Genomic DNA, 23,872 nt, shown 5'->3' with positions numbered 1-23,872 from the left:
GACATCGGACTCCTGGGATGTCGGTGGTTCGGACGTCAGCTGGATCTCGTCGCCGGTCAGGGGTGAATTGTCTTGTGTGTCAGCCATCTCAGTCTGTCTCGTCGGGGAACGCGTTGGCCACCTTCCCGGTGCGCAGACTGCCGTCGAGGTAGGCCGCGCGGCAGGCGCGACGGCCGATCTTGCCGCTCGAGGTGCGCGGAATGGCGCCTGCGGGGGTCAGCAGCACGTCGCGCACAGTGACGCCGTGACGCACGGCGATCGCGGCGCGGATGTCGTCGGCGATCGGGCCCATGTCGAGCTTGTGCGCACCGGGGGCGCGCTCACCCACGATGACGAGCTGCTCGGACGTGTCGTTGGCATCGCGCTTCAGCCCGGAGTGGGCGTTCTCGAAGACCTCGTCCGGCAGCTGATTGGCCGGCACCGAGAAGGCGGCGACGAAGCCGGTGCGCAGCGCCTTGGTGGCTTCCTGCGCGGAGTACTCCAAGTCCTGTGGGTAGTGGTTGCGGCCGTCGATGATCACCAGATCCTTGGTACGGCCGGTGATGTAGAGCTCGCCCTCGTGGTAGGCGCCGAGGTCGCCGGTGCGCACCCACGTCGCGTCGTCGGTTGCGCCTTCGGCATGCGACGGACTGGTCCGCGACTTCAGGATGTTCTGGAACGTAGCCACGGTCTCCTCCGGCTTGCCCCAGTACCCGGTGCCCATGTTCTGACCGCTGATCCAGATCTCGCCGATCTGGCCGTCGGGAAGTTCGGTGGCGGTGTCGTTGTCGACGATCACCGCCCACTCCGCGACGCCGATCTTGCCCGCGCCCGCCTGCGCGACGGCCTTCGGCGAATCGTCGGGTACCTGCACGAAGCGGTGGTTGTTCAATTCGTCGCGGTCGACGTGGATGATCCTGGGCTCGGCGTTCATCGGTGTGGTGGACACGAACAGTGTCGCCTCGGCCAGCCCGTAGGAGGGCTTGATGGCCTGCGGTTTGAACCCGTACGGGCCGAATGCCTCGTTGAACCTGTGCACCGTGGCGGCAGAGATCGGCTCGCTGCCGTTGAGGATGCACTTCACGTTGGACAGATCCATCGGCGGCTCGCCGTCCTTGGGGACACCGCGCGCCGCGGCGTGATCGAACGCGAAGTTCGGCGCGACCGAGATGGTGCCGCCGGTGTCGCCCTCCTTGCGCGCGAGTTCGCGGATCCACCGGCCCGGCCGGCGCACGAATGCGGCCGGGGTCATGAAGGAGATGTAGTGGCCGATCATCGGCGACAGCAACACCGTGATCAGGCCCATGTCGTGGAAGAACGGCAGCCACGACACGCCCCGGTCGCCTTCCTGGCCGTCGAGCGCCTCGATCACCTGAACCACGTTGGTCGCCAGGTTCAGGTGGGTGATCTGCACGCCGGTCGGGATGCGGGTGGAACCCGAGGTGTACTGCAGGTAAGCGATGGTGTCGTGCTCGACATCGACCGGCACCCAGGTGGCACCGACCTCGTTGGGCACGGCGTCGACAGCGATGACGCGTGGGCGCTGGTTGGCGGGGCGGGAGCGGAAGAACTTCCGAACGCCTTCGGCCGCCTCGGTGGTGGTCAGGATCGCGGTCGGATGGCAGTCGTCGAGGACGGCGTGCAGGCGGCCGACGTGACCCGGCTCGTTGGGGTCGAACAGCGGAACGGCGATGCGACCGGAGTACAGGGTGCCGAAGAACGCCACGAGGTATTCGAGGTTCTGCGGGCAGAGAATGGCGACGCGGTCGCCGGGCTCGGTCACCTGCTGCAGCCGGGCGCCGACCGCGCGGTTGCGCGCGCCGAAGTCGGCCCAGTTCAGGTCGCGCTCGACCCCGTCACGCTCGGTCGAGAAGTCGATGAAGCGGTAGGCGAGTTTGTCTCCACGCACCTTCGCCCATCGTTCGACGTGCTTGACCAAGCTTCCGTTGTCCGGGAACTTGATCAGTCCGTCCTTGATGAACGGGTTATGGAAGGCCATCTCACACTCCTGTCGAAGCCACATTCGTCACGACGCAGATTCGCGCGCCGTCGGGACGCTGCAGTCATGAAGACCGCGCGAACCCAAACCCCGAGATCGTACCGGGGCATCTGCGTGCGCTGCCGAATCGCGTGTCTGACCTGGACTTTCGGTTCAGCCGTCGGTCACCACTCTTAGTTTCTTCTTAATGTTAGGCGACGGCTTGTCGCAGACCAAACCGCCCCACATCACGTGTCAGCCATGTTTTGGTCGCGGAGCGTTATCGATCACACTCTGCGCCCATCCCAGTGTCCACTGCGTGGCCGACGCACCGTCGAGATTCCAGAACTGCGGCGTGGCGTACATCGCGTGCACGGGTTGGCCAGCGCCGCCGCTGAGCACCTCGAGCGTCCTGGGCAGCTGGGTGATGTTGAACGCCGATTCCGGCGCCGAGCAGATCAGGTCGCCGGTCGCGCAGATCTCATTGGTGCGGTTGTTGAGCATGCCGAACCCGCCCGGACGCGGTCCCGACATCGTCAGGCCGAGCGCCGACAGCGTGGGCACCTCGTGCAGCGTGATCTCGGCGCCTTGGCCGTCGGGGTTGGGACCGACGTCCAGGCCCACACCCTCCTGCCTGCGGCCGTCGGCGATCAGCGTCACCCCGAGCACCAGGTCCTCGTCGACGGGTCCGCGCCCGTTGCCGACGTCGCTGGCGATATCGCCGGCGATCACCGCACCCTGCGAGAAGCCGACGAGCACGTAGCTGGTCAACGGGCAGCGGTTGTTCATGTCCGTCATCGCCTTGACCGCGGCCCGGGTGCCCTCGGCGCGGCTGTCGTTGTAGGACATCTGCTTGTCGGCCGACAGTGGATTGTGGAACTGCGCGGTGTAGGGAACGGTGAAGACCTCGAGCCGGCTGTTGTCGAACTGCTGGCGGATCGGGTTGGTGACGTTGAGCAGCAGCGCGATCGGGAACTGCGTGGGATTGAACGGATCCATCGCGGGCGACGACTCCCACGTGCCGGGAATCGAGATCAGCTGGACGTCCGGGCAGCTGGCGTCCTGGAACTCAGGACGCGGCTTCTTCGTCGGCGCTCCGGGCGCACCCGTGGGCGGTACCGCACTGGGCGGTACGGCGCTCGGCGGCGTGTCGGGCTTGCGCAGCACGACGACGACGATCGCCACGATCAGCACCACCACGAGCGCCATCGCCCCGGCTGCGACGAGCGCGAGGATGCGGTGGCGTTTCCGCCGATTGGTATTGGCCATGAATGTCGGGTGCTCCTGCTAGCAGAGACGGTCGGTCGCGATGCGAATGTAGTCGGCGGTGGCGGCGTTCACCTCGGCGGTCGAGGGTGCCATGGCGGCGAAGTCGTCGTCGCGGACGTCGTTGCGCACCATCGGCACGACGTAGTCCCACACCGCCTGGTCGCTCTGCTTGGCCGCGCGAGCCTGGCACACGTAGGACCCGATGCTCAGCGCCAGCAGGTCGCTCGAGGGGGTGACCCCTTCGGCCTTCAACGCATCCAGGTAGGCGCGCTGGCTCGGGGTCACGATCAAGGCGTTCGAGTGACTGCTGTGCGACGGCGGCCCCGGCGGCGCCGCACCCGCCTGGCCGTGCGCCGGTGAGGTCTCGGACGTGGGCAACCCGATGGTGGCCATCACGTCGTCGCCTGAGCATCCGGCGACCAGCACGGCGGCAGACGCGGCGAGAAATGAGGTCGCCGACCACACCCGGATCGGCGTTGCCGAACCGGCTCCGCGCCGAACCGCTTGATGCACGACTCCAAGGTACCGGCTGTGACAGCCGGGCCCCGTTGGCGAAACCGGGACGCGCTACTTGATCGTGGCGACGAGTTCGCCGGACATCGCCGCCAGCTGTCCGCTCCACGAGCCCCAGTCATGGCTGCCGCCGGCCGGGAAGTCGAAGTGTCCGTTGTGCCCGCCGTTGGAGCGGTAACGCTGGTAGAACTCGCGGTTCGTGCCCTGGGCGATGTCGCAGTAGTCGATCATCGCCGGCGCATCGCAGCCGGCGCCGGGACCCGCGCTCCACACCCACAAGCGAGTGTTGTTGTCCGACAGAAGCTGAGAGTGGACGTTCGGCGAATGCCACTTCCAGCGGCCGAGCTGGGGCAGGCCCCACATGTTGCGGGTCTCGACGCCGCCGTACTTCGCCAGGCCCGCGGTGATCGCACCGTCGACGCCGGTGCGCTCGGGTGCGAGGAAGCCCGACAGCGAGCCGGCGTAGCGGTAGCGATCCGGGTGGAACGTCGCCAGCGCCATCGCGCCGTAGCCACCCTGTGCCGCGCCGACGACGCCGTGCCCGCTGGGCGCGAGGCCCTTGTTGGCGACCAGCCAGTTGGGCAGCTCGTCGGCCAGGAACGTCTCCCACTGGCGGCTGCCGTCGAGCTCCCAGTTGGTGTACATGCTCCACGCGCCGCCCGCGGGAGCGGCCACCGAGACGCCGGTCCCGGCAAAGACATTCATCGCATTGCCCGCGGTCACCCAGTTGCTCACGTCGGGTGCGGCGTTGAAGGCGTCGAGGAGGACGACTGCGTGCGGGCCGCCGCCCTGGAACGCCACGGGGATACTGCGGCCCATCGCCGCCGAGGGGACCATCAACATCTCGACCTGGGCGCTCGCGGTAGGCGCCACGGAGGTGCCGGCCGTCCACAGGCCCGCGGTCAGCACCACCGTCAGCAGCGTTCGTATCAACCCGCGCATCTACCCCACCTCACGTCTCGTCAGCTGTCCCCGCGCTCGGTAGTCAATCACACCCGAACCACGGGCTGCCCCGGAAATGGCTGACGGCGGCGACCCGTGAGGATCGCCGCCGTCGGCGGTGTATCTGGTGAGGCGCTTAGCCGCCCTGGGCCGGAGCCTCGGCCGCGACCGGAGTCGACGGCTGCGGGGTGGCACCCAGCACGCGCTGGATGTCCGGCTTCATCTGGTTCAGCTGCTGACCCCAGTACTCCCAGCTGTGCGTACCGGCCTGCGGGAAGTTGAACACGCCGTTCTTGCCGCCCGCGGCGATGTACTGCTCCTGGAAGGTCTCGTTGGTCCGCAGCGTGAAGCTCTCGAGGAACTTCGCGTTGAAGTTGTCGCCCGCCGCGACACCGGTGCCGTTGATGTCGGCAGGCTTGCCGTTACCGCAGAACACCCAGATGCGGGTGCCGTTGGCGACCAGCTTGTCGATGTTGACCATCGGGTCGTTGCGCTTCCACGCCGGATCGCTCGACGGGCCCCACATGTCCTCGGACTCGTAGCCGCCCGCGTCACCCATGGACATGCCGACCAGCATCGGCCACCAGCCCTCGGAGAGGTTCAGGAAGCCCGACAGCGAGGCTGCGTACTGGAACTGCTGCGGGTAGTAGATCGACAGCGTCATCGCGGACGAACCGGCCATCGACAGGCCGACGGCCGCGTTGCGGTTCGGGTTCACGCCCTTGTTGGCGGCCAGGTACGAGGGCAGCTCAGAGGTGAGGAACGTCTCCCACTTGTAGGTGCTGCAGCCCGCCTTACCGCACGCCGGCTTGTACCAGTCGCTGTAGAAGCTGGACTGGCCGCCGACCGGCATGATTACCGCGAGGCCCGAGTCCACGTACCACTCGAAGGCCGCGGTCTCGATGTCCCAGCCGTTGAAGTCATCGCGGGCACGAAGGCCGTCGAGCAGATAGACGCCCGGCGCGTTCGGCCCACCGTTTTGGAACTGGACCAGAATGTTGCGTCCCATCCCAGCGGACGGAACCTGAAGGTACTCGACCGGCAGACCCGGACGAGAGAAAGCCTCTGCGGTGGCGGAGCCTCCGACGGCACTGACCAAACCTGGCAACACAGCGGCAGCCATGGCAGCCCCCGCAAGCCGGCGGATCCAGGTATCCCGGATCTTGCCAACGAACTTCATGCTTCTACCTATCCCATCTGTCGAATGCCGCACGCGGACGTCTCCTCGGACCTAGCCGCGTAACCCGTGTAGTAGACCACACGATCGTCTGATTCCTCTCCTCAGCATCTGTCTCCCCTGGTCACCACCACATAGTTGAGGTCATGCGGCGACACCGAATTCGCAGGAAGAGCGATATGCGGTTCGCTTATCGTCCTGGCGCTCCTGCCGTGTTACCGAATGTGACGGATTCCTTTCACGGTCCGGTCGCCGGCATGCCCGTATAAGGCGGCTCGGCCGGTTCCGGCCTCTGAAGCCCGCAGCGTTCGAGCTCATAGAGCGGCACCCGGTCGATGCGGTACTGCGTGAACTGGTACGCGTGCACCAGATTCGACAGGAACCGGCGCGGCCCCATCGGACCGCGGATCGAGGTCAGCATCGCGTCGGTCGCCGGGCACTCCAATGCCACCTCGGCCTGCCTGACCCACTCCTTGTCGACGTAGGGGGGAATGAACGGCGGCTCCTTGAGGAACGGACCCTCGGCAATGGCCCAGTCGGGGAACAGGTTCTTGTCGTGGCCGATGCGACCGTCCTCCAGGCGCGCGGTGTGCGCCGCCAAGGGATTGGCCAGACCGATCTGGTCGATGACCCGTACGTCGAGGCCCACGTTCATGCCGAGCATCCCCAGGTTGGTGAAAAACACTGTGTGCGGCCTGTTTTCGCGTTCCTGCGGCGTGGCGTCCGGCGGCGGCGGAACCGCGGGCACCACGTCCCACCGGTCGTAGTTGCCAGCGGGCAGCAGGAGCGCGCCGTCGGGTGTGTTCTCGATGGCTTCGAGCACCGCGCGCATGCGCGGATAGTCCAGATAGTCGGCGGCCGTCACCGGGTGCGCGTTGCCCGTCGCCTGGGCGTAGAAGCGGCGCTCGTCGACGATGCCGGAATAGGTGACGCGGGTGGCGTCGGGCCCCATGCCGGGCGAATTGGCCGCCCACAGCGCCCAACCCACGACGGCCAGCCACAGCACGCTCGTTGCGCCGACGAACAGATACCCTGCGCCGCGGGCCATTCGGGTGCCGTCGGGTAGCACAACGGGGATCACCGCGACGGGAGCCAGCAGACAGAACAACGGTGTCAACAGCACCCGGCCGTGCATGAAGTCGCCGCCCTGACGGATCCAGTACACCGCTTGGAGTAGTCCGCTGACGACCATGAAGGTCACAACGGCGGCGGGGCTCTGCACCGTGCGGGCGAACCATCCGTACCCCGGCGCGACCGCGCGGCGCCGCCACCACGGGTTGCCGCGCGAGACCATCACCACGCCCGCCAGCCCGATCAGCAAGATCGCGGGCGCCCACAACAGGTAGGGCGAGTTGAAGTTGGCCAGATACACCAATCCTTGCGACCACTTGGCGCCTGAGGCGTCCTTGGCCAACGCGGTACCCGGAAACAGCAAGCCGTAGTAACCCATTCGGAAGATCTCGTAGGCCACCGGAATGAGCCCGCCCGCGGCGATGATCAGTCCCCGCCGGCGCCAGCCGCGCGCCGCAACGAGCATCATGATCAACGCCACGCCACCGATCAGTGCGAGTTCCGGGCGGATCAGCACACTCAGCCCGGCGACGAAAGCCAGTGCGGCATCCGACAGCGGGCTGTCGGCGTTGCGCTGCTGCTGCTGCGGCGGCGGCGGTCCGATGGGCTGGCGCCGGATTGTCGGGGGTCCGCCTTGCGGGGCCAGCGGCGGCATGGAGCGCAATGCGCGCAGGGTCTGCGACCAGCGCACCATCATCCAGAACAAAAGGCCGAGATAGGCCAGCACCAAACCGTTTTCGAGGCCCGAGGTGGCGAAGTCGCGGGCCGGGGGCACCGCGATGTAGACCAGCGCGCCTGCGGGCACGATCAGCGCCCGCCGGCCCTGCAGGCTCGGGGCGTACAGCCGGGCCGCACCCATCATGGCCAGCGCCACGCCGAGGATGCTCAGCGCCAGCGCGAGGTACAGCGCGACGTACTCCAACCGCACGGGCCCGCCGATCAGCCCGCCGAGGTAGATCAGATAGGTCCAGATCGTCGACGTGTTGGCCTCGACCCGCTCGCCTGCGTTGAACACCGGACCGTTGCCCGCCAACAGATTCCGCACGGTGCGCAGCACGATGAGGCCGTCGTCGGCGATCCAGCGCCGCTGCCAGGCCCCCCACCCGAACAGCGCGGCGACGACGACGACACTGGCCAACAGGCTCAGCCGAACCGTCGCGTCGTACGGAAACGCCGGCCAGCGCGCAGCGCTGCCCGCGACCATGCCGCGCGCACTCGCTCCTGTGCGCAGGCGGCGTGTCATCTCAGCCGAGGAGGACTGCGGCACCGATGGTCCCGATCCACGCGAGCAGCAGCAGCTGCAGCACCCGGTCTTTCAGCGCGATCTCCTCGGGCTCACCGGCCATGCCGCCGTCGACATCGACCGCGTAGCGCAGAATCGCAATGGTGATCGGGATGATCGTGACCGCGTACCACGACGCGTTCGCGCCGTCGCGCTCGAAGGCCCACAGGCTGTAGCAGACCACCATGGCCGTGGCCGCAACGGTCCACACGAAACGAAGGTAGGACGCGGTATAGCTCTCGAGCGACTTGCGGATCCTCGCGCCTGTCCGTTCCGCGAGTTGCAGTTCGGCATAGCGCTTTCCGGCCACCATGAACAGCGATCCGAACGTCATCACCAGCAGGAACCACTGTGACAGCGGTATGCCCGCGGCCGCGCCGCCCGCGATGGCGCGGATCAGGTACGCCGACGACACAATGCAGATATCCAGCACTGCTTGATGTTTGAGGCCGAAGCAATATGCGAGCTGCATCGCGATGTACACCGCGATCACCAGCGCGAGGTTCGCCGCCGCAAGCCAGGCGATCCCCAGCGCCGCAGCGCCCAACACCACCGCGAGGGTGTAGGCCAGCCACTCGGGCACCACCCCGGCGGCGATGGGCCGGAACCGCTTCGTCGGATGCTGGCGGTCAGCTTCGACGTCGCGCGCGTCATTGACCAGGTAGATGCACGATGCGGCCAGCGAGAACGCGACGAAGGCGATCAGAATCTTGATCGCGACTTCCCGGTAGTCGTAGCGCACGTCGCCGCCGAACGACGCGATCGGCGCAGCGAGCACCAACAGGTTCTTCACCCATTGGCGCGGACGGATCGCCTTGACGACGCCGGTCGCCAGGTTGCGGGGCGGCCCCTTGTCCGGCACGGGATCCTCACTCACCGGCCGCGCGCTCTCCGCGCTGCTGTCCCTCGAGATGCTCATCAGATTCTTCTGCTCCTCGCGTGCCCGAAGGTCGCCCGTTGCGCGATCGTGTCGACCGTCTGCGCGACGGCCGCCCCGACCATTACTCCGGTCAGCACGTCGGTGGGGTAGTGCACGCCGAGCACCAATCGCGACAACGCCATCGGGGGCACGACTGCCAACGGCAGCGGCGACCCGATTGTGCGGGCCAGCAGCAGCGATGCCGCGGTGGTGGACGTCGCGTGGGCCGACGGGAAACTCAGCGCGCTCGGGGTGCCGACGTTCACGGCGATCGCCGGATGGTGCGGACGCTTGCGCCGGACGAGGCGCTTGATCACCACGGCCGCAGCATGCGCGCCGAACGCACCCAGGCCCACCGCGAGCCACGCTGGGCGACGGCGAGGCTGCAGCAGCCACCCGAGAGCCGCGACGGCGAGCCAACCCGCGCTGTGCTCGCCGAAATGCGACAGGGCGCGCGCACCGGCAAGCACGCCGGGGCGATCGGCCAGCGCCGACTGCACGGCGACCAGCGCGGCGTCCTCGCCCCGCGGGCTCTCAGGCATCAGCAGACTCGAGCAGCACTGTCTCCCACTTCTGCTTGCTCGAGAGCACCGGAAGGGCCTCGCGATAGACCTTGCGCATGCGGTTGAACTTGCGTCCGAGCCGGATCTGGCGCAGGAGCGAAGCACGAAGCAGCGCAGCCGCTTTCGCGCGGTCGCGCTGCCGGTAGACGACACCGCGGCCGTCGGCGGTGGTGACCGTGACGCCGTCGACCCTGCTCAGCGAGAACCACCGGGCGTCCTGAGTCGCCACATTGATCTGCGGACGTCGATGGTGCTCGGGATCGTGCGCCTTGAGTTGGTGGAGAACCCCACGGAGCAGGCGCACCGAGATCGCCACTGGGCCGACGGGAATCTTGACCTTCCTGCGCCAGCGCTTGTCCGAGGGCGTCGGCAGCGCCGTCGCGCTCGGAAGCACCACCGCGTCGGGGTACTGCTGTCGCATGGCGCGCACGTCGGGCAGTGCCGACTCCAGAATCGAGAAGATGTGCTCCGGGCCGGCCAGGAAGTCGTCCATCGCCTTGTTCTGGATCGCGACGGTCGAATACTCAAGGCACAGAAGGTGTTTTATGGTGGCTTTGAGGTGGCTGGCGAGCAGCCCGGACACGTTGCCGTCCCAGTGCAGGGCAGCGACGACCAAGCGGTTGCGCAGGTGGAAGTACGCCTGCCAGTCGATGGCGTCGTCCTTGTCGCTCCACGCCATGTGCCAGATGGCCGCTCCGGGCAGCGTGACCGTCGGGTACCCGTGCTCGCCGGCGCGCAGCCCGTAGTCGGCGTCGTCCCACTTGATGAACAGGGGCAGCGGCTGGCCGAGTTCCTCGGCGACCTGCCGCGGGATCATGCACATCCACCAGCCGTTGTAGTCGACGTCGATGCGCCGGTGCAGCAGCCTGCTGCGGTACTCGTCTTCGTCGTTGAGCTTGTATTTGGCGAAGTTGTGGTCGTATTCGGTGTTGAGCGCGTTGGTCCACATGAAGTTCGTCGAGTCGACCATCTCACCCATCACGTGCAGGTGCGACGGCTCCTGCAGGTTGAGCATCTGCCCGCCGACCAGCGTCGGCGTCTTCGCGAACCGGTTCATGGCCAACGCCCGCAGTATCGAGTCCGGCTCGATACGGATGTCGTCGTCCATGAACAGGATCTGTTCGCAGTCGGTGTTCTTCAGCGCCTCGTACATGACCCGGCTGTAACCGCCGGAACCACCCAGGTTCGGCTGGTTGTGCACCGAGAGCCGGTTGCCCAGCGCCGCCGCGGCCGCGTCGAAGCCGGGATGGTCCTTGGCCTTCTGGTTGCCCTGGTCCGACACGATGACCGCGCTGATCACGTTGTCCACCAACGGATCAGAGGTCAGCGCGGCCAGCGCGTTCACGCAATCCGACGGGCGGTTGAACGTGGGGATGCCGACCGCGACGTTAGCCCGGCCCGGCGCGGCAATCGGCGCGTACCAGCCGGCGTGGTGCAACGTGACGTTGCTGTCGGTCGTGATGTCGAACCAGATCCAGCCGCCGTCTTCGAACGGCGACAGGTCGACCTCGAACTCGACGGTCGCGGGTTCCGCCGAATCGCCGCTGGAAATGGGTGCGCCGCCGACTGTGATTCGGGCGCCGGTGGCCTTGGACCGGTAGACGTCGATACGTGCGGTGCCGGTGAGTTCGACGCGCAGCACGACCGAATCGAGGATCGACCACCGTCGCCAGTAGCTGGCCGGGAACGCGTTGAAGTACGTCGCGAACGACACCTCGGACTCGCTACCGATCTCCAGCCTGGTGCGTTCCGGCGCGTGCGCGCGGCGGGCGTTGGTGTCCGATTCCTCGATGTAGAGCTTGCGGACGTCGAGCGGTTCGCCGGGACGCGGGAGGATGACACGCGCCAGCAGACTGACCGCCCGCGAGTCGCCGGCGTCGAGGGCGCCGGACGGGATGTCGCTCATGCGCTACTGCTTTCTGTGCTGTCGCTCAGTGGCGCGCCGTCCCGCAGGTGCGGCGCGAGGGTGTTGTCATACATGTTCAGTGCACTGGCGATCGCCATGTGCATGTCGAGGTACTGATAGGTGCCCAGTCGGCCGCCGAAAAGTACCTTCTGCGAAACAGTTTCGGTCTTGGCCCGCGCCCGGTAGGCAGCCAGCACGGTCCGGTCGGTCTCGGTGTTGATCGGGTAGTACGGCTCGTCGTCGTCTTCGGCGAAGCGCGAGAATTCCCGCATGATCACCGTCTTGTCAGTCGGATACGCGCGCTCGGGGTGGAAGTGCCGGAACTCGTGAATCCGCGTGTAGGGCGGGTCGGGGTCGTTGTAGTTCATCACCGGTGTGCCCTGGAAGTCGCCGGTGTCGAGCACTTCGAGCTCGAAATCCAATGTCCGCCAGCCTAACCGGCCTTCGGCGTAATCGAAGTAGCGGTCCAGCGGGCCCGTGTAGACCACCGGGGCGTCCGGACTTTCGGCCCGCAGCCCGTCGCGGACGTCGAACCAGTCGGTGTCCAGCCGCACCTCGATGCGGTCATCGGCGGCCATGTTCTCCAGCCACGCGGTGTACCCGTCGACCGGCAGGCCCTCGTAGGTGTCATTGAAGTAGCGGTTGTCGAACGTGTAGCGCACGGGCAGCCGGGTGATGGTGGTCGCCGGCAGCTCCTTGGGATCGGTCTGCCACTGCTTGGCGGTGTAGTTCTTCATGAACGCCTCGTACAGCGGCCGGCCGATCAGCGAGATGGCCTTCTCCTCGAAGTTCTGCGCGTCGGCGGTCTCGATCTCGGCCGCCTGTTCCCTGATCAGCTTGCGCGCCTCGTCGGGGGAGAAATACCGGCCGAAGAACTGGGAGACCAGGCCGAGCCCCATCGGGAACTGGTAGGCCTGCCCGTCGTGCATGGCGAACACACGATGTTGGTAGCCGGTGAACTCGGTGAATTGCCGCACGTAGTCCCACACCCGCTGGTTGGAGGTGTGGAAGAGGTGCGCGCCGTAACGGTGCACCTCGATGCCGGTCTGGGGTTCGGGTTCGGAGTACGCATTGCCGCCGATGTGCGATCTTCGGTCGACGACCAGGACGCGCTTGCCCAGCTGCGTCGCCACGCGCTCGGCAATCGTCAGGCCGAAGAATCCGGAACCGACGACAAAGAGGTCGAAACGAGCTGTCATCGGCAGCAAGGGTATCGGAACCAGACCGTCGGCCCCGAATCCGACAGACCAGCAGAGAGCCGGAAGCCGAACGGCCGAAGGTTTCGATCGGCTCACGATTCCGCATCGTCACTTCAGTCTCACTAGTCACATCAGTACCGTCGACACCGTTGCACGTACCAGACGTAGTCCATGTATTGAGGAGACTTCCGTGCCGAACCAACGCCGTCGCAGGCTGTCGACAGCCACGAGCGCAGTCGTTGCCCTGGCAGTCGCGAGTCCAGCCGCCGTAATCGCCGTGACTGAGCTGTCCGACAGCACCACCGCGCCCCAGCAGCGCGAATTCGTCCAGGCCGCGATGATCACCGACCTGCCCAATGAGTTGATGTCAGCGCTGTCGCAGGGGCTGTCGCAGTTCGGGATCAACATGCCGCCGATGCCGACCGGTGTGCTGACGGGGACGGGTGCTGCACCCTCAGGGCTGACCAGCCCGGGGCTGACGTCTCCGGCGCTGACCACACCCGGCCTCACCACACCGGGCCTCACCACGCCGGGCCTCACCACGCCGGGATTGACGACACCTGGCCTGACCACACCGGGACTCGATACGCCCGCCCTGAGCACGCCCGGGCTCACCACGCCGAGCACCTCGCTCGCGCCACTGACCGACGCGGCCCTGTCGAACCCGGCGCTGACCAATCCCGCGCTGACCAGCCCTGCCGGTACGTCGCCGCTGGGTGCCGTGCCGACCACGCCGGATCTGACCGCGCCGGGGCTGTCGACCCCGCCCGCGACCGGCCTCGACCCGGCGGCCCTGACGCCGGTCTCGACCGGCAGCCTGCCCGCCCCCAGCGAGGTGCCGATCTCCGCACCGATCGGTCTCGATCCGGCCGCGGGCTCCTACCCGATCCTCGGCGACCCGTCGCTGGCCGCGATGCCTGCGGCGAGCACCGGCAGCGGCGGCATCGTCGGCGACCTGTCGAGCATGGCCAATCAGCTCGGCGCAGGTCAGGCGATCGACCTGCTCAAGGGCATGGTGATGCCAGCGATCATGTCTGCGGTCAAGCCGCCGGGTACGCCCGCCGTCGCCGGAGCTCCAGCGGGCGCGCCGCCGATGCCCGGCGCAGGACCCGCGCCGGTCCCCGGCGCCTGAGGAAGCCTGTCACCTGACGGCACCGCAGAGGCTGAGTTCACGCTCTGCGGTGCCGTTGCAGGTCAATTCGATTTTTTCCGCCGCGACCCGCCGTGTCGAAACATCCGTAACAACTGACACATACGTAACATCGGTGCGTGCCGTGCCGCCGTCCTGCGCCGTCGATACTGTTCACCGCGATAGCGGCAACGGTCGTCATGCTGCCGTGGGCGATCACCGGGATTCCCGGGGAGGACGACCGCTCGGCGGCCGAGGCGCCACAGCTGAGCGAACAGCCGCTGACCGGTCTCGGTGGCGGGGAAACCGTCCGCGAGATCTCCCAACCGACGCCGTTCTCGCTCGTCGCGCTGACCGCTGATGACCTCGCAGGCACCTCGGCGCGCATCCGGGCCAAGAAGCCCGACGGCACCTGGGGGCCGTGGTACCAAGCCGAAACGCTTGAAGGCGTGGGCCCTGCGTCCGAGGGACCGGCCCTGCGCGGCACCGAACCGGTCTTCGTCGGTCAGACCACCACCGTGCAGATCGCCGTCACCCGTCCGCCCCATGCGCCGACCACCCGCTCGACGCCCAAGCAGAGCGAACCGGGACTCGGTTACGTCCCCGCCAACGTCGAGCAACCGATCGGGCAGAACCTCAACGCGGTCCTGATCAGCCCGCCCCAAGCGCCGGCGGACACCTTGCCGCTGCCGTCGGCGGTCAACCCGCCCGGAGTGCCGCCCAACATCATCTACCGCGCGCAGTGGGGCGCAGACGAGTCGATGCGGTGCGGTAATCCGAGGTACGACAGGGGGATTCGCGCGGGCATCGTGCACCACACCGCGGGTAGCAACGAATACGCGCCCCAGGACTCCGCCGGAATCGTCCGGTCGATCTACGAGTACCACACCCGCACCCTGGGCTGGTGCGACGTCGCCTACAACGCGATGGTGGACAAGTACGGCCAGGTCTTCGAAGGCCGGGCAGGCGGTATGACCAAACCGGTCGAAGGCGCACACACCGGCGGGTTCAACCACGACACGTGGGGTGTGGCGATGATGGGCAACTTCGAAGCCGTGCCCCCGACTCCGATTCAGCTGCGCACCACGGCCCGACTGCTGGGCTGGCGCATGGGTCTGGACCGCGTCAACCCGAGGGGCACCGTCGTGCTCACCTCGTCGGGCGGGTCGTTCGCGAAATTCCCCCAGGGCGCAACACCGACGCTGCCCGCGATCTTCACGCACCGCGATGTCGGCGTCACCGAGTGCCCGGGCAACGGCGCGTACGCGGTCATGGATCAGATCCGCGACATCGCCGCACGGTTCAACGATCCGCCCGGACCCGAGGATCTGGCCGAATCAATGCGGGGCGGAGCGATATTCGCGCGTTGGGAGTCGATGGGCGGGATGACCAGCCCGCTGGGCAGGCCGACGTCACTCGAGGCCTCCGGTGAAGCAGGCGCGCGCTACGTCACCTTCGAAAACGGCGCGGTGTACTGGTCGCCGCAGAGCGGCGCCGAACCGGTGACCGGCGAGATCTTCAAGGCGTGGGGGTCGCTCGGCTTCGAACGCGGCGCCCTCGGCCTGCCGACGAGCGGCGAGATCAACGAACCGCTGTGGATCGTGCAGAACTTTCAGCACGGCACACTGAATTTCGACCGGGAGAAAGGCACGGTCACCCGCGTCATCGACGGGGTGCCGGTGGAACTGCCCAGACAGTCCGACAAGAACGCCCCGGTCCAGTTGGAGCGGTTCACCCCGCCCATCAGCCCCAGCTGACCCCGTCGTCTCAGAGCCACCATCGCTCGAGGACCCGGGCGACCCCGTCCTCGGTGTTGTCGACGGTGACCTCGTCGGCCGCGGCCAACGCCTCGGGATGAGCGTTACCCATCGCAACGCCGAGGCCGGCCCAGCGCAGCATCGGCACATCGTTGGGCATGTCCCCGAATGCCACCACTTCCTCGGCGGTGATGCCGAGCGGCCGGGCCAACTCCTCGACACCGGTGGCCTTACTGACCCCCAGCGGCACCACTTCGATGAGCCCGTTGTTCGTCGAGTAGGTGATCTCGCCGAGGCCACCAACGTGACCAGTCAACGCCGCGGACATGTCGGCGCTGCGCGCACCGGACATGCGGATGAGCAGCTTGACGGCGGGCGCGCTGAGCAGATCCTCGACAGAGACTTCGGTGTTGTCCGGGTTCAACCACGCGTGCTCGTAGCCGGGTGAGCTGACGAACTGCGGCGTCGCGGCATCGTGAGCGCTGCGACCGACCCGCTCGACGGCAAGGCCCGCGCCCGGAATCAGGCGGGTGGCGATCTCGGCGAGTTTCCCGAGCGCGTCGGTGGACAAGGTGCGCGCCGACACAATGCGGTCGGTCGACGCGTCGTAGGTCACTGCGCCGTTGGCGCACACCGCCATTGGCGCGAACCCCAGCCCGTCGACGACGGGCTGCACCCAACGCGGCGGCCGGCCGGTAGCCAGCACGAACGTCGCGCCGGCCTCGACCGCGGCGCGCACGGCATCGCGCGTGCGCGGGGTGACCTTCTCGTCGTCGTCCAGCAGGGTGCCGTCAACGTCGGAGGCGATGAGCCTCGGCAGTGTCATCGCGGCGATCCGCCTTCGCTACTCACCGTCGTCATCGCTGCGATCCGCCTTCGCTACTCACAGTCGTCATCGCGGCGATCCGCCTTCGCTACTCACCGTCGTCATCTTCAGCTCTTCGCCTCTCGCTCGGCCCGCCTGCGCGCCCGCTGCACCAGTTCCGCTTCGTCGAGCGCCTTCGCTTCCTCCGGCGTCGGCGCGGCACCGCCCAGCCGGCGGGGCACCCAGAACGCGCCCTCGGGATGCGGGTACTCCAACTGTGCGTGCTCCAACAACCCCGTCATCGCCGTGCGCAGGGTCGTCCCGAGTTCCCCGGTCGCACCGCCGGGCCGAATCGGTTCACCGACCGACACGATCATCGGAAACTTCTTGCGCCCCAACGCCCGTGGATGATCCTTCGTCCACGCCCGCTGTGCGCCCCATACGATCAGCGGCACGATCGGCACCTGCGCCTCGATGGCCATGCGCACCGCGCCGGTCTTGAACTCCTTGAGCTCGAAGCTGCGGCTGATGGTGGCTTCGGGGTACACGCCGACGAGTTCCCCGGCGCGCAACCGTTCAACCGCGACGGCATACGCGCCCGCACCGGCACGCCGATCGACGGGGATGGTGCCCGTGTGCTTGATCAGCCAGCCGACGACCTTCACCTCCTCCATCTCCGCCTTGATCATGAACCGCATCCTGCGGTTGCGATACATCACGGCCAAGGCTGCGGGAAGAAAGTCGATATAGCTGGTGTGGTTGATAGCGATGACCGCGCCGCCGCTTGCCGGGATGTTGTCCAGGCCCCGGTAGTCGATTCGGGTTCCGGTAGCCCTGACCGCCACCCTGGCCGCGATTTCGATGGTGCGGAAAACGGGCTCCATCCGGTTACTCCGGCGGGCCCGTCGGGTCACCGCGTTCGGCGCGGCGGGCCGCCTTCTCGGCCGCTTCCTCGGCGTCCATGCGGCTGGCTTCGGCCAGCGTCGGCGCGCCACCACCGAGTCGGTGCGGCACCCAGAACTCGCCGGGCGGATGGGGCCCGTAGGAGTCCTGCACGCGCTCCAGCAGATGCTGCATCCGCGAATGCAGCAGCGCAGTGAGTTCTGTCGCGGGCAGGGTCGGCGGAATCGGCTCGCCGACCGCCACGGTAATCGGAACCTTGGGACGCCACATCTTCTTCGGGTGGCCCTTGGTCCAGATGCGTTGGGCGCCCCAGACGATGTGCGGGACGATCGGCACGTCGGCGGCGATCGCCATGCGCGCGGCTCCGGACTTGAAGTCCTTGATCTCAAAGCTACGGCTGATCGTCGCCTCCGGGTAGACGCCGACGAACTCGCCTTCCCGCAGGCGCTGGCAGGCCTGTTCGTAGGACGCCGCGCCGCTGTCGCGGTCAACCTCGATGTGGCGCAGGCTGCGCATGATCGGGCCGGTGATCTTGTGGTCGAACACCTCTTTCTTCGCCATGAACCGCACCTTGCGTCCCTGTCCCTGTCGGTAGGCGGGCAGGCCGGCGAAGGTGAAGTCGAAGTAGCTGGTGTGGTTGATCGCGATCACCGCACCGCCGGTGGCGGGGAGGTTCTCCACGCCGGTGACGGTGAACGTCAACCCCTGCACGCGCCAGATGAGTCGGGCGAGCGCGATGACTGTTCCGTACACCGGTTCCACATCAGGCAGCCTAGTCGCGTGACCTTTCCCACCGAACCCGTGCCGATACCCGACGTCGTCATCGAGATCGCGGCGGGCCGACCAGTGGTCGCGGTGTGGGTCAACGAGTTGGGCGGAGTCACGTTCTCGGTCGACGGCGGGCGCGAGTACGTCAAGGTGTATCCCGCCGTCTCGGCGCACCTGCTGGCGGCCGAGGTCCCGCGGCTGCGCTGGGCGACGCGCTTCACGCCGGTTCCCGCCGTGCTGGCGCATGGACCGGGTTGGCTACATACCGCGCGCCTTGAAGGTCGCTCGGCTGTCGATCCGCGCTGGGCCGACGATCCCCGGACCGCCGCCCGTGCGATCGGCACGGGGCTCCGGCACCTGCACGAGGCGCTGCCGGTCGACCAGTGTCCATTCGGCACGCCGTCCTGGGTGCCCGTCGACGCGCCGCAGGCCGACCGGCTCGTTGTCTGCCACGGCGACGCCTGCGCGCCCAACACCCTGATGACCGACGACGGCATGTTCAGCGGGCATGTCGATGTCGGTGACCTCGGGGTCGCTGACCGATGGGCCGACCTCGCCATCGCAACGCTGTCTCTGGACTGGAACTTTCCGAGCGAAGGCCCCGGTGGTTTCCAGGAGTTGCTGCTCGAGGCGTACGGCGTCGCGGCCGACACGGAGCGGATCGCCTACTACCGACGCGCGTGGGACGAGGAGGACCCTCTGACGGGCTAAACTCGACCCGAACCGTACACCGCAAGAAAGGGTATTCGTGCAGGTCACGAGCGTCGGTCATGCGGGTTTCCGCATCGACACCAAGGCAGGGAGCATTCTGTGCGACCCCTGGGTCAATCCGGCGTACTTCGCCTCGTGGTTTCCGTTCCCCGACAACAGCACGCTGGACTGGGACGCTTTGGGTGACGTCGACTACCTCTACGTCTCCCACCTGCACCGCGACCACTTCGACCCGAAACTGCTACGCAGGCATGTCAACAAGGACGCCGTCGTGCTGTTGCCCGACTTTCCGGTGCCCGACCTGCGGCGGGAGTTGGAGAGGGTCGGGTTCCACCGGTTCTTCGAGACCACCGACTCGGTCAAGCACCGCGTCAGCGGGCACAGGGGCGACCTGGACGTCATGATCATCGCGTTGCGCGCGCCGGCCGACGGCCCGATCGGCGACTCGGGACTGATCGTCGACGACGGCGAGACCGTCTGCTTCAACATGAACGACGCGCGGCCCGTCGACCTCGATGTGGTGCATGCCGACTTCGGTCAGGTCGACGTGCACATGCTGCAGTACTCGGGCGCGATCTGGTACCCGATGGTGTACGACATGCCTGCCCGGGCCAAGGAGGCCTTCGGCACGCAGAAACGGCAGCGCCAGATGGACCGTTGCCGCCAGTACATCGCCCAGGTCGGCGCCACCTGGGTGGTCCCGTCGGCAGGCCCGCCGTGTTTCCTCGACCCGGAGTTGCGCGACCTCAACGACGACCACGACGACCCGGCCAACATCTTTCCCGACCAGGCGGTGTTCCTCGACCAGATGCGGAGTCACGGCCACGACGGCGGACTGCTGATGATCCCCGGGTCGACGGCTGATTTCACTGGCTCGCAACTGCAATCGTTGACCCACCCGGTGCCCGACGTCGAATCGATCTTCACCACGGGCAAGGCGGCCTACATCGCCGAGTACGCCGAACGGATGGCGCCGGTGCTGGCGGCGGAGAAGGCCGGGTGGGCGCCCGCGGCGGGCGAACCACTGCTGGAACCGCTGCGCACGGTGTTCGAACCGATCATGCTCCAGAGCGACCAGATCTGTGACGGCATCGGCTATCCGGTGGAGCTCCGGCTGGGTGCCGAGACCGTCGTCCTGGACTTCCCGAAACGCGTTGTGCGGGAACCGATCGCCGACGAAAAGTTCCGCTACGGTTTCGCGATGGCGCCCGAACTGGTGCGGACGGTGTTGCGTGACAACGAGCCGGACTGGGTCAACACGATCTTCCTGTCGACGCGTTTCCGCGCCTGGCGGGTCGGCGGCTACAACGAGTATCTGTACACGTTCTTCAAGTGTCTGACCGATGAGCGCATCGCCTATGCGGACGGGTGGTTCGCCGAGGCGCATGACGACTCGGCGTCGATCCAACTGGACGGCTGGGAGATTCAGCGTCGCTGTCCGCACCTGAAGGCCGATCTGTCGAAGTTCGGAGTCGTCGAGGGTTCGACGTTGACCTGCAATCTGCACGGCTGGCAGTGGAACCTGCAGAACGGCAGGTGTTTGACGACGAAGGGCCACGAGTTGCGCTGCGCACGCGTGGGGCAAGAAGACGGAAGCCAAAAGCTGTGATCGACTCGCGACAGGCCTATGACGACGGGTTGATTCAGCTCGATCGTGAGGCGATCACGTTGCGCCGCTACCACTTTCCGTCAGGCACGTCGAAGATCATCCCGTTGCGCACCGTGAAGGGATACAAGGCCACGTCGCTGAACTGGATGCACCGGTTCCGCTTGTGGGGCAGTTCGGATCTGCGCCGCTGGCTGCCACTGGATGTGCGCAGACCACTGAAGTCGACGTTGATCACGCTCGATGTGCCGGGCACGTACCCGAATCCCGCGTTCACGCCGGTGCACCCGGACCGGTTCGTCGCGTTGCTTGACGAACTACTGGACGCTTAGCGCCGAACGGCCCTCGCCACCTTCTTGATTCCGCGAGCGGCGACCACCGTGGTGATTACCCACGGCGCGCCGATCAGGATCGGATCGATCCAGGTGTGACTGCGGTCGACGCGCTTGGTGTTGGTACGCGCCGCGACACCGTTGTGGGTGAACTCGGACTTGATGCCGCTCTCGGTGATCGGATTGTCCGGACGCAGTGTCGCCAGGGATTGCAGGTGATGCTCGACGGCGTCGACCCGGTCGGCGAGGATCAGCAGCAGCCAGTGGGCCGCCCGGGCCTCGCTGTACTTGCGGTAGGAGAACTTGCGGATCGCCCCGGACAGCCCGCGCGGCGGCGTGGACGTGCCGAACACCGGGGTGAGGAATTTGTGCTCGATCGAGCGCTCGCGCGGCCACTTCTCCGGTTGGCGTTCAGGGAAGTCCCAGTGCGCGCCCGTGTCCTCGGCATTCTGCTTGGGCACCGCAGGCCGGTCGGCAGGATCGAGGTCGACGCCCCACCCTGGGATGCGGGCCCGCAGTTCGTCGGAGGACGGGACTGGCGGATGGTCGGCAGTGTAGGTCACGGGTCGTCTCTCCTCACGCAGCGCTTGGCACGATGATCGGCTTGATGCAGTTGTCGAGTTTGGCCGAGAATATGTGATACGCGTCTGCGATGTGATCGAGCGGAATACGGTGCGTCACGATGTCACTCGGTACGATGTAGCCGTTCTGTATGTGGGAGAACAGCCGCGACCACTGCCGCTTCACCGGGCACTGATTCATCCGCAGGGTCAGACCCTTGTTCATCGCGTCGCCAAATTTCACCGCGCTGAAGATCGGGCCGTATGCGCCCATCACCGACACCGTGCCGCCCTTGCGGACCGAATCGATCGCCCAGTTCAACGCGATCGGCGAGCCGCCCTGGATCTTCAGTTTCGCAGCCGCGACGTGCTGCAGGAAGTTGCCGTCGGCCTCGGCCCCGACCGCATCGATCACCACGTCCGCACCGAGATAGCCTGTCGCCTTCTTCATTTCGACGACGATGTCGTCGTACTCGGAGAAGTTGTAGGTTTCCGCGTGCGCGAAGGTCCTGGCCTTGTCGAGGCGGTATTCGAGGTGGTCGATGACGATCACCCGGCCGGCACCCATCAGCCACGCCGACTTCGCGGCGTACAGACCGACGGGTCCCGCGCCGAACACCGCGACCACGTCACCCTCCACGATGTCGCCCAGCTGTGCACCGAAGTACCCGGTCGCCAGGGCGTCGGTACACATCAACGCGTCCTCGTCGGCCATCCAGTCCGGGATGAGCGCGGGCCCGACGTCGGCGAACGGCACCCGCACGAACTCGGCCTGCCCACCGTCATACCCACCGCAGGTGTGCGAGTACCCGTAGATGCCGCCAACCGCGGTCGCGTTCGGATTGACGTTGTGGCAGTTGGAATACAGGCCGTTGGCGCAGAAGTAGCACGAGCCGCAGTAGATGTTGAACGGCACCATGACCCGGTCTCCGGCTTTGAGGTTCTGCACCGACGGGCCGACCTCGTGGACGACACCGATGAACTCGTGGCCGAAGGTCATGCCGACCCGGGTGTCGGGCATCATCCCGTGGTAAAGGTGCAGATCCGAACCGCAGATCGCGGCCATCTGCACGCGCACGATCGCATCGTTGGGATGCTCGATCGGCGGGATGTCCTTCTCTTCGACCCGAACCTTGTACGGCCCGCGGTACACCATCGCTTTCATGCTCACCTCCTGGCTGGTTCGGAGGCGATACCCGGCATCCGGGCGGCAAAACCCTCAGCGTTTCGGTTCGAGCACCTCGGTGCCGACGAACGGCCGCAACGCTTCGGGCACCCGCACGCTCCCGTCGGGCTGCTGATGGTTCTCCAAGATCGCGACCAGCCAGCGGGTGGTGGCCAGGGTGCCGTTGAGCGTCGCCGCGGTCTGCGGTTTGCCGTTCTCGTCGCGGTAGCGCACCGAGAGTCGGCGCGCCTGGAAGGTCGTGCAGTTCGAGGTCGACGTCAGCTCGCGATATGTCTGTTGCGTCGGGACCCAGGCCTCGCAGTCGAACTTGCGCGCGGCCGACGACCCCAGATCGCCCGCGGCGATGTCGATGACGCGGTAGGGCACCTCGATCTTGGCGAGCATCTGCTGCTGCCAACCGAGCAGGCGCTCATGCTCGGTCTGCGCGTCCTGCGGCTTGCAGTAGACGAAGCCCTCGACCTTGTCGAACTGGTGCACTCGAATGATGCCGCGGGTGTCCTTGCCGTGGCTTCCCGCTTCGCGCCGGAAACACGACGACCACCCCGCGTACCGCAGTGCGCCGTTCGACAAGTCGAGGATCTCGTCGGCGTGGTAACCGGCCAGCGCCACCTCCGAGGTGCCGACCAGGTAGAGGTCGTCTGCTTCGACGCGGTAGACCTCCTCGGCGTGCGCGCCGAGGAAGCCGGTGCCCGCCATGACCTCCGGGCGCACCAGCACCGGCGGGATCATCAGCGTGAACCCGTTCTCCGTGGCCAGTCGCGCCGCTAGTTGCAGCAACCCCAGTTGCAGCAGCGCACCGGCGCCGGTGAGGAAGTAGAACCGCGCGCCCGAGACCTTGGCTCCCCGCTCCAGGTCGATCAGGCCCAGTGACTCGCCGAGTTCGACGTGGTCTTTCGGGTTCTGGACCGCCGTCGGCTCCCCCACCGTGTCCAGCACGACGAAGTCGTCCTCGCCACCCGCCGGAACGCCGTCGACGATCACGTTCGAAATCGCCATATGCGCTGCGGTGAAAGCCTTTTCGGCATCACCCTGCTCGGCCTCCACGGCCTTGACCCGTTCTGCGAGTTCCTTGGCCCGCTCCAGCAACGCCGGCCGCTCGTCGGGTGTGGCTTTACCGACCTGCTTGCTGGCGGCCTTCTGCTCGGCGCGCAGGTTGTCGGCGGCCGACACCGCGGCCCGGCGAGTGGTGTCGGCCTCGAGCAGAATGTCGACGAGCCCGGGGTCTTCGCCGCGGGCACGTTGCGACGCGCGCACCACGTCGGGGTTCTCGCGCAGCAGCTTGAGGTCGATCACGGCCGCAACACTACTTTCGGCAGA

Annotated in this window: 21 protein-coding genes; 5 read left to right on the top strand and 16 right to left on the bottom strand. The window is 67.0% G+C overall.

Annotated features, from left to right (window positions below; all coding sequences use genetic code 11):
• Window positions 1–88: 88 nt before the first annotated feature.
• From fadD32 to glf, 10 genes are all read right to left on the bottom strand, one after another.
• Entirely contained in the window at window positions 89–1,978 is a 1,890-nt protein-coding gene (gene fadD32, locus N4S67_RS24550; RefSeq protein ID WP_260995633.1) for a long-chain-fatty-acid--AMP ligase FadD32, read from the bottom strand.
• Between the two features lie 234 nt (window positions 1,979–2,212).
• Window positions 2,213–3,226, bottom strand: a complete 1,014-nt coding sequence (gene culp6, locus N4S67_RS24545) for a carboxylesterase Culp6 (protein WP_260995632.1) — start codon at window positions 3,224–3,226, stop codon at window positions 2,213–2,215.
• 18 nt (window positions 3,227–3,244) lie between these two features.
• A complete protein-coding gene (locus N4S67_RS24540) occupies window positions 3,245–3,739 on the bottom strand; it encodes a DUF732 domain-containing protein (protein WP_260995631.1) in 495 nt (164 codons plus the stop codon).
• A 54-nt stretch (window positions 3,740–3,793) separates the two neighbouring features.
• On the bottom strand, window positions 3,794–4,681 hold the full coding sequence (locus tag N4S67_RS24535) for an alpha/beta hydrolase-fold protein (RefSeq protein ID WP_260995630.1): 888 nt from the start codon (window positions 4,679–4,681) through the stop codon (window positions 3,794–3,796).
• A gap of 136 nt (window positions 4,682–4,817) precedes the next feature.
• The gene (locus N4S67_RS24530; protein WP_260995629.1) at window positions 4,818–5,861 is read right to left on the bottom strand and encodes an esterase family protein; all 1,044 of its coding nucleotides are present in this window, start codon (window positions 5,859–5,861) and stop codon (window positions 4,818–4,820) included.
• A 235-nt stretch (window positions 5,862–6,096) separates the two neighbouring features.
• Complete coding sequence (gene zomB / locus N4S67_RS24525; RefSeq protein WP_390893503.1) at window positions 6,097–8,172, bottom strand: flagellar motor control protein ZomB; 2,076 nt, start codon at window positions 8,170–8,172, stop codon at window positions 6,097–6,099.
• Between the two features lies 1 nt (window position 8,173).
• Window positions 8,174–9,088: a decaprenyl-phosphate phosphoribosyltransferase gene (locus N4S67_RS24520; RefSeq protein WP_260995821.1), complete on the bottom strand. Its 915-nt coding sequence runs from the start codon at window positions 9,086–9,088 to the stop codon at window positions 8,174–8,176.
• A 41-nt stretch (window positions 9,089–9,129) separates the two neighbouring features.
• Window positions 9,130–9,672, bottom strand: coding sequence for a phosphatase PAP2 family protein (locus tag N4S67_RS24515; protein WP_260995627.1), 543 nt, complete (start codon window positions 9,670–9,672; stop codon window positions 9,130–9,132).
• Entirely contained in the window at window positions 9,665–11,599 is a 1,935-nt protein-coding gene (locus N4S67_RS24510) for a glycosyltransferase (protein WP_260995626.1), read from the bottom strand. The genes N4S67_RS24515 and N4S67_RS24510 overlap by 8 nt, the downstream gene beginning before the upstream one ends.
• The gene (gene glf, locus N4S67_RS24505) at window positions 11,596–12,807 is read right to left on the bottom strand and encodes a UDP-galactopyranose mutase (RefSeq protein WP_260995820.1); all 1,212 of its coding nucleotides are present in this window, start codon (window positions 12,805–12,807) and stop codon (window positions 11,596–11,598) included. The genes N4S67_RS24510 and glf overlap by 4 nt, the downstream gene beginning before the upstream one ends.
• A gap of 181 nt (window positions 12,808–12,988) precedes the next feature.
• Between glf and N4S67_RS24500 the strand changes: the two genes are divergently transcribed.
• Window positions 12,989–13,930: a hypothetical protein gene (locus N4S67_RS24500; protein ID WP_260995625.1), complete on the top strand. Its 942-nt coding sequence runs from the start codon at window positions 12,989–12,991 to the stop codon at window positions 13,928–13,930.
• Window positions 13,931–14,067: 137 nt separating this feature from the next.
• Window positions 14,068–15,684 (top strand): N-acetylmuramoyl-L-alanine amidase, encoded by a 1,617-nt coding sequence (locus N4S67_RS24495; protein ID WP_260995624.1) that lies wholly within the window; start codon window positions 14,068–14,070, stop codon window positions 15,682–15,684.
• Between the two features lie 10 nt (window positions 15,685–15,694).
• Here N4S67_RS24495 and N4S67_RS24490 read toward each other — a convergent pair whose 3' ends face one another.
• The 3 genes from N4S67_RS24490 to N4S67_RS24480 form a co-directional block, all read right to left on the bottom strand.
• Entirely contained in the window at window positions 15,695–16,510 is an 816-nt protein-coding gene (locus tag N4S67_RS24490) for an HAD family hydrolase (protein WP_260995623.1), read from the bottom strand.
• A gap of 107 nt (window positions 16,511–16,617) precedes the next feature.
• Window positions 16,618–17,373, bottom strand: a complete 756-nt coding sequence (locus N4S67_RS24485) for a lysophospholipid acyltransferase family protein (RefSeq protein WP_260995622.1) — start codon at window positions 17,371–17,373, stop codon at window positions 16,618–16,620.
• Between the two features lie 4 nt (window positions 17,374–17,377).
• Window positions 17,378–18,154 (bottom strand): lysophospholipid acyltransferase family protein, encoded by a 777-nt coding sequence (locus N4S67_RS24480; RefSeq protein ID WP_260995621.1) that lies wholly within the window; start codon window positions 18,152–18,154, stop codon window positions 17,378–17,380.
• Between the two features lie 18 nt (window positions 18,155–18,172).
• Between N4S67_RS24480 and N4S67_RS24475 the strand changes: the two genes are divergently transcribed.
• Genes N4S67_RS24475 through N4S67_RS24465 form a run of 3 tightly spaced genes read left to right on the top strand, consistent with a single transcriptional unit; the run spans window position 18,173 to window position 20,809 of the window.
• Window positions 18,173–18,871, top strand: a complete 699-nt coding sequence (locus tag N4S67_RS24475; protein WP_260995620.1) for an aminoglycoside 3'-phosphotransferase — start codon at window positions 18,173–18,175, stop codon at window positions 18,869–18,871.
• 37 nt (window positions 18,872–18,908) lie between these two features.
• Complete coding sequence (locus N4S67_RS24470) at window positions 18,909–20,480, top strand: MBL fold metallo-hydrolase (RefSeq protein WP_260995619.1); 1,572 nt, start codon at window positions 18,909–18,911, stop codon at window positions 20,478–20,480.
• Window positions 20,477–20,809: a hypothetical protein gene (locus tag N4S67_RS24465; RefSeq protein WP_260995618.1), complete on the top strand. Its 333-nt coding sequence runs from the start codon at window positions 20,477–20,479 to the stop codon at window positions 20,807–20,809. Before N4S67_RS24470 ends, N4S67_RS24465 begins: the two co-directional genes overlap by 4 nt.
• Here the strand turns inward: N4S67_RS24465 and N4S67_RS24460 are convergent.
• Genes N4S67_RS24460 through serS form a run of 3 tightly spaced genes read right to left on the bottom strand, consistent with a single transcriptional unit; the run spans window position 20,806 to window position 23,848 of the window.
• On the bottom strand, window positions 20,806–21,372 hold the full coding sequence (locus N4S67_RS24460; RefSeq protein WP_260995617.1) for a hypothetical protein: 567 nt from the start codon (window positions 21,370–21,372) through the stop codon (window positions 20,806–20,808). The genes N4S67_RS24465 and N4S67_RS24460 overlap by 4 nt on opposite strands.
• A gap of 13 nt (window positions 21,373–21,385) precedes the next feature.
• Window positions 21,386–22,534 carry a zinc-dependent alcohol dehydrogenase gene (locus N4S67_RS24455; RefSeq protein ID WP_260995616.1) on the bottom strand — a complete coding sequence of 383 codons (1,149 nt, stop codon included), beginning with the start codon at window positions 22,532–22,534 and terminating at the stop codon, window positions 21,386–21,388.
• A gap of 54 nt (window positions 22,535–22,588) precedes the next feature.
• On the bottom strand, window positions 22,589–23,848 hold the full coding sequence (serS, locus tag N4S67_RS24450) for a serine--tRNA ligase (RefSeq protein WP_260995615.1): 1,260 nt from the start codon (window positions 23,846–23,848) through the stop codon (window positions 22,589–22,591).
• Between the last annotated feature and the right edge of the window lie 24 nt (window positions 23,849–23,872).

This window comes from Mycobacterium deserti, assembly GCF_025345615.1.
GTDB lineage: Bacteria > Actinomycetota > Actinomycetes > Mycobacteriales > Mycobacteriaceae > Mycobacterium > Mycobacterium deserti.
This window is presented reverse-complemented; position numbering and strand designations above follow the sequence as displayed.

Excerpts from the sequence above, each read along its gene's own strand:
- N4S67_RS24485 (WP_260995622.1), bottom strand. The coding sequence starts at position 17,373 with ATGGAGCCCGTTTTCCGCACCATCGAAATCGCGGCCAGGGTGGCGGTC.
- N4S67_RS24490 (WP_260995623.1), bottom strand. The coding sequence starts at position 16,510 with ATGACACTGCCGAGGCTCATCGCCTCCGACGTTGACGGCACCCTGCTG.
- N4S67_RS24510 (WP_260995626.1), bottom strand. The coding sequence starts at position 11,599 with ATGAGCGACATCCCGTCCGGCGCCCTCGACGCCGGCGACTCGCGGGCG.
- fadD32 (WP_260995633.1), bottom strand. The coding sequence starts at position 1,978 with ATGGCCTTCCATAACCCGTTCATCAAGGACGGACTGATCAAGTTCCCG.
- N4S67_RS24535 (WP_260995630.1), bottom strand. The coding sequence starts at position 4,681 with ATGCGCGGGTTGATACGAACGCTGCTGACGGTGGTGCTGACCGCGGGC.
- N4S67_RS24530 (WP_260995629.1), bottom strand. The coding sequence starts at position 5,861 with ATGAAGTTCGTTGGCAAGATCCGGGATACCTGGATCCGCCGGCTTGCG.
- N4S67_RS24455 (WP_260995616.1), bottom strand. The coding sequence starts at position 22,534 with ATGAAAGCGATGGTGTACCGCGGGCCGTACAAGGTTCGGGTCGAAGAG.
- culp6 (WP_260995632.1), bottom strand. The coding sequence starts at position 3,226 with ATGGCCAATACCAATCGGCGGAAACGCCACCGCATCCTCGCGCTCGTC.
- zomB (WP_390893503.1), bottom strand. The coding sequence starts at position 8,172 with ATGACACGCCGCCTGCGCACAGGAGCGAGTGCGCGCGGCATGGTCGCG.
- N4S67_RS24515 (WP_260995627.1), bottom strand. The coding sequence starts at position 9,672 with ATGCCTGAGAGCCCGCGGGGCGAGGACGCCGCGCTGGTCGCCGTGCAG.